Here is a 14734-nt window from a genome sequence, read left to right on the forward strand (position 1 = left end):
ATGTGATGCAGCAGATCGATAGAGGCTTGGGTTGCCTTGATGTGCTTTTCAAGTGGGTGATTATGCATATCTGAGAACTTACTACTCGGGTCATGCTGAAATGCCAGCAAAAGCCCACTGCGTGCACTTGCGAGCTCATTAAGAACTTTACCCGCTCTAATGCTGTGCTGCATGCCCTGAGTGTAAAGTTCCTCGATAGAATCTCCCGCATCTTGCATGCCAGTGATCCCCTTATACCCGAGGAGTATAAAAGAGATAACCGTAAGAAAAACAATTAATTTGAGCTGAAACCGAACCGACCTTACTTGCTGAATAAAACCCGTCCCTTGTGTGTTGGAGCTTTGAATACTGCGATTCTCCGCTTGAGCTATTAAAGCAGACATAATAATTCCCTATTAAGACCTAAAACAGTCCAGCAAAATATTGCTTTTATAATTATTCTTGATGTAAATAAAAAGTATCAACATAGAGTAATACCCATAATGATGTAGTTTAAAGTATAAAGGCTCTAAAAAGACATGATCTCCATCAAGTCACTAATAATAATGATGATTATCACACATATGAAAGGGGGGGATTGATAGTGCCGATGATGATATTACTGTCAAAATTATCCGTAACAGAGAAATTCATCAGCAACTGAGTCCTACAATAATGTCCACTACACGGTTATCGATAAGCGTATCGGTGCAGTTCAACAAACCCATCACCACGACGCATTCAAGTGAAGCGGTTAGCCTCAGGAGTCGTTTTTAACACTTTATTCATTGGAGTAGCTAACGCTACAGGCTCAATGTTAATCAATCCTGCCGGTCCATATACAAAAAAGCCCTCCTCACGGTGTGACTAACACAGTGATAAAAGGGCGTATTTCAAGACCAGCGTATGTTGAACTAGGTTCAGGCAATGGCATCATCGACAAAAGCTTGATGAGCATCCTCAAACATCCAAAATAGCAGGTTTAACCATAACCAAGCTTCAAAAACTCAGGCCGCTATCATGACCGGCCTATTCATTTGACTGCTTATCAACTCGGTTGTAGGTAAAACAACAAATAGACCAACTTATAGTAACTGTTGTGCTATTTATTGGGTCTAAACAATATTATTTTCATTTAACAGATTAAAAATCTTTTGGTGTTGAGATAAATAATCTTCAAACTTTTCAAGGTCTGCGGCATTCATTCTGCCAGTGGCGAGTGCATCGCCTTCATTGATACCCAATTGAGTCATCAGTGATCTGTCTAAATCATCAGCCAGTTTCAATCTAAATTCACGCCCAACATTTTTAAAGGTGATGCGATGTTTAGCGAATAACTTATCAATATGAGCACACAACAAAATGCCATTTGCGCCTTCTAAATGCTCAGCGGTATTTTCACAATTGCGCCAAGCTTTAATATGTGAAGCAACCAGTATCTCTTTTACAGGCGTCAGTGTTAATGCGCAGGTTTCACTGCCCCATACCTTGATCACTTCTTCTTTAAATTGACCTTGGCCTACGCGAGCATTTATTTCATGTCTTTTTTCTAGAGCAGATAAAGGCGAATCACACGCATCGATAAGATCTTCACCAATGTCACCGTCGTTGATCACTTGGTCATTACCGATACAAAGGGATAATAGATCTTCAAGTTTCTCACTATCTTCTCTATCCTTTTCCGATACTTTAACTGACGCATGAACATACAGAGTTTTTTTCCCTTTTGACGTCACAAGGCTGCAATCAGGGTTTCTTTTTTCATGCTCAAAATACGCACGTTGTCCTTCTTTTCCCTTCATTAACTTGATAGATGCGTGACACTCTGGACATCTACGCATTACGTTATTAACCCCATGAATTGATTCCACTGGGATTAAACGCCAAACACCACAAATAAGGGCTTCGCAAACAGAATTAGTTAGCTGTAACATATTGTTCCTTGTAATTTTTATTATTAATAAATAAACGATTAAACATCTTTTGCCAGTCTTAATCTGAAAGCAGTGCTATCTCCTTTACTAACTTAGCACTTTAGATACTTAAATATCAGTCCCTGACATTTAAGTAGAAATAGTTGCTTGCAGTGATACAGGCTATTGTTAAGAGCTCTGTCTATCGACAGGTGGGTGTGGCCCAATAGCTTACTCGCGATTTGCATCTTAATATAAAATATACCCACCCATGACGCTCTAACGGGCAATCGTTCAGCTTAGATGATCGATAGTGACACTTTTGCCCTAATGCGTACAGCTCTAAGCCGACTCAATCGGTTAATATGCCAGCATAAACTCACCTAACTCGACTTTTCTGTTATGTGGAAGGGGTAACTAGCGGAAAAGACGTACACCTTCTGTCGTTTGACCTCGAGATTTTTAGGTTCGTATTATCTGTCTGCCAGTTATTTAAAATGACAAAAAGAACTTATTCTGCTGCTTAGCGAACATCAAATTCATTAATATGAGCAGTGAACTTCGAACAGAGACAGATTGATAAGTGAGCTTGTTAAGCTGGCGATTAACCTCAATAGCGTGAATGCAGCATGTCGACACACGAGTCATTCTGGCTGATAAATAGACTTAACAGCTGGTTTGAATATCGCTTGATTAATTTTTAACCAACCAACTATCACCTGCTTGGTTGACGAACTGAAGTTCAAGCATATCAAATAGCGGTTGCACAGTCGTGAGTGCACGCTCACGTTTGCCGGCTAGCAAGAACAAGGCGTCATCGACACCTTGTCTTTAGTGCTTAAAGTACTTCTTTCTTCCGTTCAATTTCAAGTAAGGCTAACATCAACTGACGCTCTTTTGGCGACAATGACTGCACTGCTTTTTTCACGTTTTTTTGGTAGCGATCCAATGTCACTTTATCGTTAGCAATGGCCGCATCTAGCGTTTGCTCATATTTGCTCAGTAATCCATTTAACTTCTCTGCGTTCTTCATGTTGGTCGTATGCGCGCTAAAGGCCATATATAACACCACTCCCAACGTCATTAGACTAAAGACATCAAACTTGAAAGAGAACCGTTTAGGCTTAGTTTCCGTGGTCATGGTTATTGTTCCGTAATCAGTGAAAGTTTAATTTTTATAATCTCAGCGTGCTTAGCCGCATCACTTATTGCTTGATGTTCTTGTAAGTTAAAAAATTGAATGACAATAAATAAAACACCGACAAAGAGCAGCAGCACTAGGTTTTCTGCCAGCCATTCAACAATCGAAATAGTAATACTTTTTATCATAGGACGGCCTTACATTTAGGCAGCTCTTCATAATCGAAGAAATTAACGTTAATCGAGTCACTGATCATCTGGGCATCAACGACCCCAAGTACAAAGCAGCGGTATTTCTTGGTACGTTTAAGCTCAAGTAAGATTAAATTATTTTGACCCTTTTTATGCAGTGTATTCAGCAGCGATAACGTGGATGGCTGATGATTAAGATAAGCGGTCATGTTAACTTCAAGCTTCTGTATTAACGACTCTTTGCCAACATCACCTTGGCCTAGTTGAAGCCAATATTGAGGATCGTCAAAATTAGAAGCAAACTCAGAAACCAGTCCAACCACATCCGGTTTATAGAAAAACTTTTGCTCTGCGAGCAAGCCAATATCAGAGTTTTGTAAAAAGTTAGGCATATTAACTGCTGCCACTTTTTCATTTTCCAATCGAACCCCAATATAAGCACCAACATTCATATCTTGCTTCAGTACCGTAATGTTGGTGTCGAACGGTTTTATCACTTCACCAAAGCCGTAATGCTTAGGCAGAAATGATAACCACGCATAAGCAAGATCGTCATAAGCTCTTAAAAAATATTGCTCATGTTCAAGCGCAATTGTCTCAACCGGTTGATTTGACTCTTGCGGTTGATAAGGCGGGCGATATTTGATGATTTGGCCCACCAGCCTTACCACACTAAGATCCCGATAAGTTTGGAATATGCCATTTTCAACATCCAGCACATAACCAAAACCAAGAGTGAAAAATCGATCGAAAGGGTCAACAGTACTGAAGGCTTCAGCAAAATTCCCCATCATAACGTGATAAGCATTTTTGTCAGTCACAGAGGCGCCCACCGGAACCCCAAAAGCAATCGCACCAGCAAGCATCGCTAGAGTGAGATAGCTTTTGCTTTTTGACCACAAATACACACCCAGTTTGATAAATAACAAAAAGATAGCCAATAAACTTGCAGCTATGCTCATTGGCGGAATAACCGCGAGCTTAACAGCGTCTTTACCCAGCATGAACATACTGCCACCAGGTGAGAAAGCCGCAGTGGCCGCCGTAGAGGTCACCATTTTGATAAAGGAGATGTTATCTTGCTTAGCGAGCCACAGCTTCTTGTATTTTCGCTCTGAAATACTGGGGGTGAATTCAGCTAAATAGTAGTTACCCAGTGTTTTTTTAGCGTACTTAGTCACCTGCGGTAAACGGGCAAATCCAACTCGGTCTAGACGCGGTTTTGCGACAGAAAAACGAGCGTTTTTGCGGTACTCATTCCACAACGCTTTGGCGCGGCCTTTATATTTGGCTTCAATGGCTTGATGTAATCCTCTTTGGTCACTCAATGTCCAATCGTTAGCCACCTTAACGCCCTGCTTGTTAAAGACATCAACCGCCACCGTTAACGCTTGCGGTGAGTCATTATATTGCTCGTACTCCATCTCTTCAGGAATACCATACAGCCGGTGTATGTACTTAATTCGCCCACGCTCGAACATCGACATAAGGTAGTACTTTGACTTAAGCATTTTGGCAACGGTGATATCATCCGCCGTCAGGTAAACACCAAAGGATTCTCCAGTGTCGTATTTCAGTGTGCTTAGATACTTAGCAAAGTCGACTTTAAGTTGTTGGCGGCAAGCTGATTTACAGCTTGAGCTAAAATAGTCATCTTTGACTGAGCTATAGCCCTTTCTTATCGGATTATTAGCATCTTCAGCCACATCCTTACGGTAATTATCGGCGTCGAGCAGCGCTTGCGAATAGCTTTTCCAATGATTGGTAATACTGTCATTTGCCTGGTTCAGTAACGCCACCCGCTCTTGCTCAATCAGGCTGTAGTTATTCTCTTTCTTGAGCGCCACTAAATACGCTTTATTGGCTTTTTGATAGCGAGCCAACTCTTGTTTATAGGTACGGTCAAACTGCCTAATACGCGGAATGGCCTCAGTGATAAAAGCCACTTCTTGACGATTAAGTAGAAATTGGTCGGCCATATTTTCGAGGTTAGATTCAATCAACTTATTGAATCCTGCTGAGAAGTAAGCCAGAGAGGGAATTAATGCCACCATTAAATCTTTGCGTTTAGGGTCGCTAACAATGTCATCAAACTCGGGGAAACCTTCAATCGCGACCGTTTCTGCTAAATAGGCTTCTTTATAAACAATGGCTCTGACTGCACTGAGCTTTTTATCATTTGACGTGGTATCGACAACGCCATCAACCGCGATCCTCAAGCAAGGGATAATTAAGGCCCAGACCAATACCAGTATCAACGGGCGGAAAACCCCATTGATAAGCTGAGCGGTTTTGGGGTCCAGTGTTTTACCCGCTTCTACCTTTTTTGTTTCATCGCGAATAAGTCGATTAAACAACGTCGCCGGTATAAAGGTGGCCACAGCCAGTGCTAAGCCAAATCCAGAAAGGGTTCGACCAAATAACTCTAACCTCTCCGCAGTGATTCTATGCTCGCCAAAGACCGCTTGAATAGGTTGGGCGTACATATCGATGAGTAAGATGTTTAGCGATAACTCTAAACAGACATAAACCACAAAGAGCAACAGTAACAGCACTATTTTTACATGGTTTGAAAACTTGCTTGAGTTCATTATTGTTGTTTCTTCATGATGTATTTTTGAGTGGTAACGGCTGTGTCGCCATCTTGTTGTCTATCTAAGCAGTATTGATAAAGCTCATCGCCGGGCGTTAACTGGCGACAGCGATTGGTGTCTATTTTATTGCTCAGCGGATAACTTTGCTGCTGGTTATCAATCGTTAAATATTGGCCGTCACTCAGTAGCAGTTGTTGCTCATCGAGACGGTTAAAATCGGCATTAGACGGCAATACGTTGGCAAGTAACACCGCATCCACAGTCAATGGCGGCGCTATAATTTTTTGTGTTGGTGCAAGTACCACACTTTTATTGGCCTGCATGCAGGCTGTTAATGGCTGGGTGTCAACGATGATGGCGATTGGCTCGGCGACATCAAAACTATCGACGGTCATGAGCACTCGCTTACGCGCATTTGAAGTCAGCGATGTTGCCGCAAGATAGGGATGAGATTGAGCTGGGCTGTCTGATACGCCTTTAACGCCAGACTTTTCGACTTGCACTACGTACTTTTCTGCTACCACAAATTGCAATGAATGCTGTGGAAATTGGGCTTTAGCTGATTGAAGCAACTGTTTTAGATCTGAGAGCCTTGTCTCAGGTTCAGGCCTAATGATGATCGCATCATGCCTCATAAGCTTTGGCGTTAACGCTAGCGCCAATGCAGGTAAAGTGAGCCGCCTTTGGCTCTGAGTAAAATCATTGTCAGTATCAACGACTACCCAGTCGTTATTAACTCTTATAACATCAATATAAAACCCCGAGAGTAAGTCTTGATGTTTACCGACATATTGTGGAAAAGTAGCGTCAGTGACGCGATAAAACAGCGCCGCATTACAAACACTTTGGTTAATAGGCAGTATTTCACCCGTCTCTGAGATGATGAGGTTTCGCTGCTTTAGCGCATTTTGTAATTGACTGTGCTGTGGAAGATGGCTTGCATGCGCAGCCAATGAGCGGCTGACAGGAATAGCTGAGATATAATGATCAGGTCTTTTATCTACCGCGCAGCCCCAAAGCAAAAAAATCAGCAAAAAATATAGCGAGATAGTCCTTAGTAACAACACACAAAATCCTTCTTTATTATTATCGGTGGCAAAATAATACACCTACAACATAAATGCAACGTGTTGTAATTAAATGCGTCATTTAAGTGTTAGAATTGTGCGCTTACAAGGGATAGGTTTACCCAATTCAAGTCGTTACACTTATCAACTCCCCTGCTACGTGTTGTCATAGTGCTTGGTTTTAAAATAGCTGAATGTGTGGAATACAGTCTAAGCGGCTGATAATGGTTTCATAAAATAAGAGATATTGCGTTTGTTAACGTGGTCATCTTAAAACACACTTTACGGCAGTGACGTAGCGCCACGGCAACGACCATGACAGCTCTAGGGTTATTATCAAAATGGCCTATCACGCGCGACTGCAAACCATGACCAAGTACACTCATTAAAAATATCCCCATCTATGCCCCTTGCGTATATAATGCTGACCACTGCGTTTTAAGCTAATTAAATTCAACAGAGAGGTCGCGTGTCAGATACCTATATTCCATTAGAACAATACAAACGTAAGTGGATTTTTAATCATAAAGATCTGCCGGTGACCGATGAAGATAAAGCGCTAATTAAGCCACTTTCTCAAAAGGCGTCGATGGAAGTTTGGAATAAATGGATAAGCAATAAAAGTAGCTGCGCCGAGCAATTTGGTAAAGGCGATTGGGCAGCCAAACAAGACGCTTGGGCATTACCAGAGCCGTGGCAAAGTGCCTGGGACAGTGAAGAACCCGCTCTACCCGAGCCTATAGCCGAACATATTAATTGGCAGGATGCCGCCAAGATATATTTTTGCTATGAAAAGTATCAAGTGATTGAAACCCGTTGGGATGTATTTGTTAGAAACTGGAAATGCTTTCTGTTTTTTGACGATGGTCCATTGCTTATTTCACCGAAGCAAAAGCAAGCGATTATGTTTCTACAAAGTGGCGAGTATCAATTGGGTACGCGTGGCTAAGCCCTGTCCCTTTCTATTTGAGGTTTTTATGAAGTTTATCTGTTCTATTGTTATTGCTGCTGCACTGCTGCCACTCTCTTTACAGGCTAAAGAGATCTCGGGTGTTGAGCTTAATAAGACGTTAACGCTCAACGAGCAGCCGCTAGTGCTTAATGGCGCGGGTGTGCGCAGTAAATTTTTTATCGACCTCTATGTCGGTAGCTTATATGTACCGACCGTACTCGATAACACCGCAGCGGTATTAGCTGCTGACAACGTTGCTGTGAGACTAAACATTACCTCGGGTATGATTACTGCCGATAAGATGAAAGAAGCCATCAATGACGGCTTCGATGATGCAACGGATGGAAACACCGCGGGAATTCAAACGCAAATAGCACAATTTATGCAGCTCTTTAGCGCAGAGATTGTCGACGGCGATCAGTTTACTTTACTGGCAAGTAAAACCTCTGGCGTCACGGCGTTTAAAAATGGTGAAGCGCAAGCGACTATCACCAGTGAGCCATTCCGTCAGGCATTACTCAAGATCTGGTTAGGTGACGAACCGGCCCAAAACAGCTTAAAAGAAGCCATGTTGGGCCAGTAATATCCATTTTCCAGCTTAAAATTTGTAGGTAAAATCCAAGGCCAATGCGCCTTGGTTTTCAATATCTTCTTTGCTGTTTTGTGGGTTCAGTTCAAGCTCGCCATTGAAGAAGTAACCGGCATAACCATTAACGCTAAAGGAGGAGTTTATTTTCCAGCCTACGCGCGCAAAGCTCACCCACTCATCAATTTCTACCGTTTCTTCATCATTAGCAATCAAAAATCGATTAGTTCTTTTAGAGGTACCAACACCAAAGTCCCAATCAGGGTTCAAGGTATAACTCAACTCTAAACCTGCAGGTCCACTAAATCCTGCTGAGAATGGGTTACCCAATTTAAGCTGTTCGGTGATTTGCCAATTGACCGCGATAAATGGCACCGTTCTGACTTCATCAATATCGTTGAGATAACCTACGCCAAAGCCAATCATATTGCCTGAACTAAAGCGGTACATTGCCGATAGAAAAGCACCATAGCTTTGCGCATTACTTAATGATGCATTGTCGGACGCTGCATACTGTAATTTGGGCGCCAGCATAAACATCCAATGCTGATCGGGACGATACGACAATGATAAGCTAGCACGATAACGCTCAATCTTGTCCCATGTCTGCTGACCACTAATACTGGTTGAAGACCAGTCATAATCGAGATTGTCGTAACCTAACTTAGCCCCGATAGACCACTGCTTATTGAGCCGCATTCCGGTCTTAACATCGAACATCCACTGGTCGCGTTGTAATTCGTTACCTTGCTCGCCGACGGCCGCAGTTCCGGTCGCTATTCGCGACACACTCACACTCAATGGCGAATAGGGTTTGCTCTGTTTTGCATGAGTGAAAGAGGAAAATGCCACAGCTGAAAGGACCATTGAGGTCATGAAAATTGGTTTTATGTGCATGCTAACTCCATTAGCAGAAAAGGAGACGACTTATCGTTATAGTTGTGACTGTATATTACGTTTGTTAAATAAAATAGGATCACTTTGTAACATCAGGGCCGGCACCGTCGGTGATTAATGTTTGTAAAAAAGAGCAGCTATTAACTGCTCAAGGCAAATATTGGGCTTACCTAGCCCGATAGGCATTTAAAAACATGCTTACACTGCCGCTGATATATTCCACTCTGTCTTCTACAAGATCTGAGACATCTAAGCCGAGTTCTAGCTTCATTCTCATTTCACCAAACGTCATTAAGCAAAATCTGACCGCGCAGTGATGTGGATTATCGAACTTATAAGTCCCTACTTTGGTGACGTTAATAAAGTAGTCACTCAATATGCGCAGTATATTTTCTGGCCCCGCACTGTAAAATAATTTAGAAATTTCTGGATGAGTGTCGGCTTGCGATACGCAGGCTTTAAACACCGTTATCGCTTCAGCACTGGTGATAACCTCAGCGAAGTGCTTGGCAAACAAGGCTAAATTGTCTTCTGGAGTCGATGGATCAGACAGCATTTCTTGGTTTACACCATGAATAAGGCATTTAGATTCTATTGAAGCGACAAACAGATCATCTTTACAGCCAAAGTGTGAGTACACCGTTTGTTTTGAAACCCCTGCCAGCTTAGCAACCTCATCCATACTGGTATGCGGGAAACCTTGGCCGCAAAAAAGTTCTTTTGCAGCCAGTAATATTTGCTCTCTTTTTTGCTCGCTACGACTCATCACAGGTGCATCCATTGGCATTTACGCTCTTTCTAGGGGGCTGAAATAGTTCAATTAACTATTTAATCACGAACTAGACTAGACAGTCTAGTTCTTTAGAAATAGACTGTGCAGTCTAGTTTAACGTTTTTCATACATTGTGTTAACCATTAACTTAACTCAAACGGATTTTATAAAATGAATATTAAAAGGGCTGTGACTCGCCGTATGCTGCTTACAAGCTTAGTTGCCGTAAGTTTTCTTTCTGCATGCCAAGATGCACCCATCGAAGCCCCCGAGTTACCCAACTATCAATCCGTCAGCAGCAGTGAGTTAATTGCAGAGTCATCGTACCCCTACTCCCAAGAGTTTTCAGGCACCATCCGCGCCGGTAACACCACTGGTGTCGGTTTTGAGTTAGCCGGTAAAATTAATGCACTCACCGTCGACAGTGGTGAGAGCGTTGTCGAAGGTCAGCTCTTAGCCCGACTCGATACTCGACTTTTACAGGCTGAAAAAAATGAACTAGTAGCGAGTTTAGCGCAAAATAAAGCCGATGTTGATCTTGCTACAGCAACATTAAATCGTAGTCTTGAGCTTAAAAAGCAAGGTTATGTTTCAGAGCAGCAGCTAGATGAGTTAAAAGGTCAACTCAACAGTTTACTGGCCGCTAAAAGTCGTTTTAATGCCTCAATTCAGGCTAATCAGCTTAAAATTGAAAAGTCAGATCTACTCGCCCCGTTCAATGGCACCATTAGTAAACGAAGCCGTAATCTGGGCGAAGTTATCGCCCTAGGTAGCCCAGTGTTTACCTTAATCCAAGACAATAATGTGCAAGCTTATATCGGCGTGCCAGTAGAGGTGTCTAGTACCTTAACCACAGGTCAAACGGTGAACTTACGCGTTAGAGACAAAGACTACCAAGCCAATATTGCGGGTATCGGCGCACAATTAGATCCCGTGACACGCACCGTCGAACTAAGAGTGACCCTGCCCTCTGATGCCGACGTTATTAATGGCGAGCTGAGTTACCTCACTTACCAACATGCGATTGATTCGGCTGGCTATTGGGTGCCAATATCTGCGCTTACCGATGGTATCCGCGGTCTGTGGAATATCTATGTGCTAACCCAAGACAGTGAACAACGTTTCCGCATTGAGCGTCGAGATGTTGAAATCATCTACACCTTAAAAGACAAAGCCTTCATCAATGGCGCGGTTAAAGCTAATGAAGCCTATGTCGACCAAGGCTTACATAAGTTGGTTGCAGGCCAAATAGTGACTCGCCAAACTAACTTGGCAACGAGGTAATAACGATGGTTAAAGCATTAGTTGAAAATGGCCGCTTAATTAGCTTAGTCATTGCCTTATTACTGGTCGCTGGTTTAGGGGCTATTTCAAGCCTTCCACGCATGGAAGACCCCGATATTACCAATCGTTTTTCATCGGTTATCACCCACTACCCAGGGGCATCCGCCGAGCGCGTTGAAGCCCTTGTGACTGAAGTACTCGAAAGTGAATTAAGACGTTTAGAAGAGCTAAAGCTGGTGCAGTCAACGTCTCGCCCTGGCATTTCGGTTATTCAGCTTGAGCTCAAAGACAACGTTTTAGAAACGGCTCCTGTTTGGTCTCGCGCCAGAGATATGATTGCCGACGCCTCTGGATTACTCCCAGCTTCGGCGCAAAATACCATCTTAGATGACAAAGTGGGTTACGCCAACACCGCCATTTTAGGCATTGCTTGGCGCGGTGGCGGCGAAGTGCGTACCGACATGCTCAACCGCTATGCAAAAGAGCTGCAGAGTCGACTGCGACTGCTAAATGGCACTAATTTTGTCAAACTTTATGGCCAACCAACTGAAGAGATCTTAGTGCAACTTGATGGCCATAAAGTCAATCAACTGCAGTTAACATCAAAGACAATAGCCCAGATCCTGCAAAATGCTGACGCAAAAGTCTCTGCGGGTGAAATTAATAATGATGATTTTAGAGCGCTGGTTGAAGTCTCTGGTGAACTGGATTCGATTGCACGTATACGCCAAGTCCCGTTAAAAGTGACCAGCGATGGACAGATCATTCGCTTAGGCGATCTGGCCAAGATCACTCGACAACCTAAGATGCCCGCCACCAGTATTGCATTGGTTGAGCAGCAGCAAGGAGTCATGGTTGCAGCTCGCATGCTTAACAATACCCGCGTTGATCTTTGGCTTGAAAAAGTACGTGTTGTGGTTGATGAGATGCAAGCCGGGATCCCTGCCAATATCGAAATCGAATGGCTGTTTGACCAAGAGCATTACACCACAGACAGATTAAGCGGATTAGTCGGTAGCCTGTTGCTCGGCTTTGTCATTATTCTTGCCGTGCTAATGCTCACACTCGGAATAAGAAACGCCGTGATTGTGTCCTTATCACTGCCATTAACCGCCTTATTTACACTAGCGTGTATGAAATACATCGGCTTGCCTATTCACCAAATGTCCGTCACGGGGTTAGTAGTCGCGTTAGGTATCATGGTCGATAACGCCATTGTGATTGTGGACGCGATTTCTCAACGCAGACAGCAAGGTAAAGGCAAGATCCAAGCGGTGACAGAGACCTTGCAACATTTGTGGCTACCCTTGGCTGGTTCAACAATTACCACCATGTTGGCGTTTGCGCCTATTGTGTTGATGCCGGGTGCTGCAGGAGAATTTGTTGGCGGCATTGCTATCTCAGTGATGTTTGCCCTGCTCGGTTCATTTATTATCTCGCACACCATTATCGCCGGACTTGCGGGTCGATTTGGTGTCGATGGTAAAGGCACCCATTGGTATCATCATGGTATAAAGCTACCTATGATGAGCAATGCCTTTAAACGCAGCTTGTCTTTTGCCTTGTCTCGTCCTTTATTGTCAGCCGTGGTCATTGGCGTATTACCCGTGATGGGCTTTATTGCCGCCGGCAAAATGACCGAACAGTTTTTTCCACCATCAGACAGAGATATGTTTCAAATAGAGGTCTATCTAGCACCTCACGTGAGCGTTGATAATACCCGTATCCAAGTTGAAAAAATGGATAAGGAACTGCGAAAAACTCAAGGAATAACCCGTATTGATTGGGTTGTCGGTGGTAATGCTCCCTCTTTTTACTACAACCTATTACAAAGGCAGCAAGGCGCGAATAACTATGCACAGGCGATGGTTAAGGTCAGTGACTTTGATACCGCTAACCGACTTATTCCTGAGTTACAAAAATCACTCGACTTAGCCTTTCCACAAGCTCAAGTGATTGTCAGAAAGTTAGAACAAGGCCCGCCTTTTAATGCGCCCGTCGAGCTAAGAATATTTGGCCCTAACTTAGATCAGCTCAAACTGCTGGGCGAACAGGTAAGAAAGGTACTCAGTGATACCCCTGACGTTATCCATACTCGTGCCACCTTAAGTGCTGGTGCGCCCAAGATATGGCTGCAGGTCAATGAAGATGCTAGTTTAATGAGTGGCTTGTCGTTAACAGATATCGCCAAACAGGTTGAAATGGCAACCACTGGCATTAACGGCGGCAGTATCTTAGAACAAACAGAGTCACTGCCTATTAGAGTGCGCTTGTACGACAGCACTCGTGAAGAGCAAACAAAACTGTCGGGATTAATGCTGATATCAAGCAATGCTAATGGTATTCCGTTATCGGCAATATCGACCAGTAAAATAGAGGTGAGCCGCGGGGCTATCCCACGTCGCGATGGTCAGCGCGTCAATACCATTGAAGCTTACATCACCAGTGGAGTATTACCGCAAGAGGTGCTCAACCGCGTCAAAGCAAAGCTCGATGCGATTCCTCTCCCCAGCGGTTACAAAATTGAGGTTGGTGGTGAAAGCGCAAAGCGCAATGAAGCTGTCGGCAATCTAATGTCCAACTTGGTGTTAGTGGTAACCTTGCTATTTGCCACAGTGGTCCTGTCATTTAACTCATTTAGGTTAACCGGCATTATATTATTCAGTGCTATGCAATCAGCAGGACTTGGATTACTCGCGGTTTATACCTTCGGTTATCCGTTTGGATTTACCGTTATTATTGGATTACTCGGCTTAATGGGACTGGCGATTAACGCCGCCATCGTCATTTTAGCAGAGCTAGAAGAGGTGCCTGCGACCCGCGATGGCAACATTCAAGTCATCGTTGACCTTGTCAGCAGCTGCGGACGCCACATAGGTTCAACCACTATTACCACTATCGGTGGATTCTTACCTTTGATTATTGCTGGCGGCGGGTTCTGGCCCCCCTTTGCCATTGCTATTGCAGGAGGCACACTGCTAACGACCCTGCTCTCTTTAGTGTGGGTCCCTACCATGTATCACTTAATTATGCGGCCTAAAAAGTCAACTCAAACCGACTCGCCGCTGCCGCTAATGGCCAATGCAAAGAGTTAAGGCTTTTGTCGCTATGGTGCTAAACAGCGGTCCTTAACGTGTAATCATAGAGTTAAAAACGCTATCATTTGTCCTGTTCGTCGGGGCAAATGATACGCCTTTCACCTAATTTTAAACTTTAGCAAACACTTACCCTATGGTCGGCCAACAGATTAACCACATTAAGGTCTCATTTTTTTAGCATTTTAGTTAAAACGGCTTAAGTTATAGACCTACATCAAATAACTTATCCTTAATTTCTATTAGATTAACCGCAACATCCT

Annotated in this window: 13 protein-coding genes; 4 read left to right on the plus strand and 9 right to left on the minus strand. The window is 43.5% G+C overall.

Annotation, left to right across the window (positions count from 1 at the left end; genetic code table 11):
* The 7 genes from CXF82_RS14715 to CXF82_RS22350 form a co-directional block, all read right to left on the minus strand.
* A partial coding sequence (locus CXF82_RS14715; RefSeq protein ID WP_374702373.1) for a Tar ligand binding domain-containing protein occupies positions 1 to 383 on the minus strand: 383 nt, incomplete at its 3' end.
* A 711-nt stretch (positions 384 to 1094) separates the two neighbouring features.
* Positions 1095 to 1913: an HNH endonuclease signature motif containing protein gene (locus CXF82_RS14720; RefSeq protein ID WP_101093308.1), complete on the minus strand. Its 819-nt coding sequence runs from the start codon at positions 1911 to 1913 to the stop codon at positions 1095 to 1097.
* An 817-nt stretch (positions 1914 to 2730) separates the two neighbouring features.
* Complete coding sequence (locus tag CXF82_RS14725) at positions 2731 to 3033, minus strand: hypothetical protein (RefSeq protein WP_101093310.1); 303 nt, start codon at positions 3031 to 3033, stop codon at positions 2731 to 2733.
* Between the two features lie 2 nt (positions 3034 to 3035).
* Positions 3036 to 3221, minus strand: coding sequence for a hypothetical protein (locus tag CXF82_RS14730; protein WP_101093312.1), 186 nt, complete (start codon positions 3219 to 3221; stop codon positions 3036 to 3038).
* Positions 3218 to 5815 carry a hypothetical protein gene (locus CXF82_RS14735; RefSeq protein ID WP_102044452.1) on the minus strand — a complete coding sequence of 866 codons (2598 nt, stop codon included), beginning with the start codon at positions 5813 to 5815 and terminating at the stop codon, positions 3218 to 3220. The genes CXF82_RS14730 and CXF82_RS14735 overlap by 4 nt, the downstream gene beginning before the upstream one ends.
* On the minus strand, positions 5815 to 6885 hold the full coding sequence (locus CXF82_RS14740) for a hypothetical protein (RefSeq protein WP_102044453.1): 1071 nt from the start codon (positions 6883 to 6885) through the stop codon (positions 5815 to 5817). Before CXF82_RS14740 ends, CXF82_RS14735 begins: the two co-directional genes overlap by 1 nt.
* Before the next feature lie 230 nt (positions 6886 to 7115).
* Positions 7116 to 7286, minus strand: a complete 171-nt coding sequence (locus CXF82_RS22350) for a hypothetical protein (RefSeq protein ID WP_157822942.1) — start codon at positions 7284 to 7286, stop codon at positions 7116 to 7118.
* A 68-nt stretch (positions 7287 to 7354) separates the two neighbouring features.
* Here CXF82_RS22350 and CXF82_RS14745 point away from each other — a divergent pair, with 68 nt between their 5' ends.
* Positions 7355 to 7834, plus strand: coding sequence for a DUF2947 domain-containing protein (locus CXF82_RS14745; protein WP_102038951.1), 480 nt, complete (start codon positions 7355 to 7357; stop codon positions 7832 to 7834).
* A 28-nt stretch (positions 7835 to 7862) separates the two neighbouring features.
* Positions 7863 to 8420 carry a chalcone isomerase family protein gene (locus CXF82_RS14750; protein WP_101093320.1) on the plus strand — a complete coding sequence of 186 codons (558 nt, stop codon included), beginning with the start codon at positions 7863 to 7865 and terminating at the stop codon, positions 8418 to 8420.
* Between the two features lie 15 nt (positions 8421 to 8435).
* Here the strand turns inward: CXF82_RS14750 and CXF82_RS14755 are convergent, their stop codons facing one another.
* Positions 8436 to 9320: a DUF6268 family outer membrane beta-barrel protein gene (locus CXF82_RS14755; RefSeq protein ID WP_102044454.1), complete on the minus strand. Its 885-nt coding sequence runs from the start codon at positions 9318 to 9320 to the stop codon at positions 8436 to 8438.
* Positions 9321 to 9486: 166 nt separating this feature from the next.
* Positions 9487 to 10101: a TetR/AcrR family transcriptional regulator gene (locus tag CXF82_RS14760; protein ID WP_101093381.1), complete on the minus strand. Its 615-nt coding sequence runs from the start codon at positions 10099 to 10101 to the stop codon at positions 9487 to 9489.
* 162 nt (positions 10102 to 10263) lie between these two features.
* Here CXF82_RS14760 and CXF82_RS14765 point away from each other — a divergent pair, with 162 nt between their 5' ends.
* Together CXF82_RS14765 and CXF82_RS14770 are read left to right on the plus strand one after the other, a co-directional pair.
* Positions 10264 to 11376, plus strand: a complete 1113-nt coding sequence (locus CXF82_RS14765; protein WP_101093324.1) for an efflux RND transporter periplasmic adaptor subunit — start codon at positions 10264 to 10266, stop codon at positions 11374 to 11376.
* Positions 11377 to 11381: 5 nt separating this feature from the next.
* Complete coding sequence (locus tag CXF82_RS14770) at positions 11382 to 14471, plus strand: efflux RND transporter permease subunit (protein WP_102044455.1); 3090 nt, start codon at positions 11382 to 11384, stop codon at positions 14469 to 14471.
* The last annotated feature ends 263 nt before the right edge of the window (positions 14472 to 14734 follow it).

The sequence above is a fragment of the Shewanella sp. GutDb-MelDb genome (assembly GCF_002836075.1).
Taxonomy (GTDB): Bacteria; Pseudomonadota; Gammaproteobacteria; order Enterobacterales; family Shewanellaceae; genus Shewanella.

Excerpts from the sequence above, each read along its gene's own strand:
- CXF82_RS14725 (WP_101093310.1), bottom strand. The coding sequence starts at position 3,033 with ATGACCACGGAAACTAAGCCTAAACGGTTCTCTTTCAAGTTTGATGTC.
- CXF82_RS14755 (WP_102044454.1), bottom strand. The coding sequence starts at position 9,320 with ATGCACATAAAACCAATTTTCATGACCTCAATGGTCCTTTCAGCTGTG.
- CXF82_RS14760 (WP_101093381.1), bottom strand. The coding sequence starts at position 10,101 with ATGGATGCACCTGTGATGAGTCGTAGCGAGCAAAAAAGAGAGCAAATA.
- CXF82_RS14735 (WP_102044452.1), bottom strand. The coding sequence starts at position 5,815 with ATGAACTCAAGCAAGTTTTCAAACCATGTAAAAATAGTGCTGTTACTG.
- CXF82_RS14770 (WP_102044455.1), top strand. The coding sequence starts at position 11,382 with ATGGTTAAAGCATTAGTTGAAAATGGCCGCTTAATTAGCTTAGTCATT.
- CXF82_RS14730 (WP_101093312.1), bottom strand. The coding sequence starts at position 3,221 with ATGATAAAAAGTATTACTATTTCGATTGTTGAATGGCTGGCAGAAAAC.
- CXF82_RS22350 (WP_157822942.1), bottom strand. The coding sequence starts at position 7,286 with ATGGGGATATTTTTAATGAGTGTACTTGGTCATGGTTTGCAGTCGCGC.
- CXF82_RS14750 (WP_101093320.1), top strand. The coding sequence starts at position 7,863 with ATGAAGTTTATCTGTTCTATTGTTATTGCTGCTGCACTGCTGCCACTC.
- CXF82_RS14720 (WP_101093308.1), bottom strand. The coding sequence starts at position 1,913 with ATGTTACAGCTAACTAATTCTGTTTGCGAAGCCCTTATTTGTGGTGTT.
- CXF82_RS14765 (WP_101093324.1), top strand. The coding sequence starts at position 10,264 with ATGAATATTAAAAGGGCTGTGACTCGCCGTATGCTGCTTACAAGCTTA.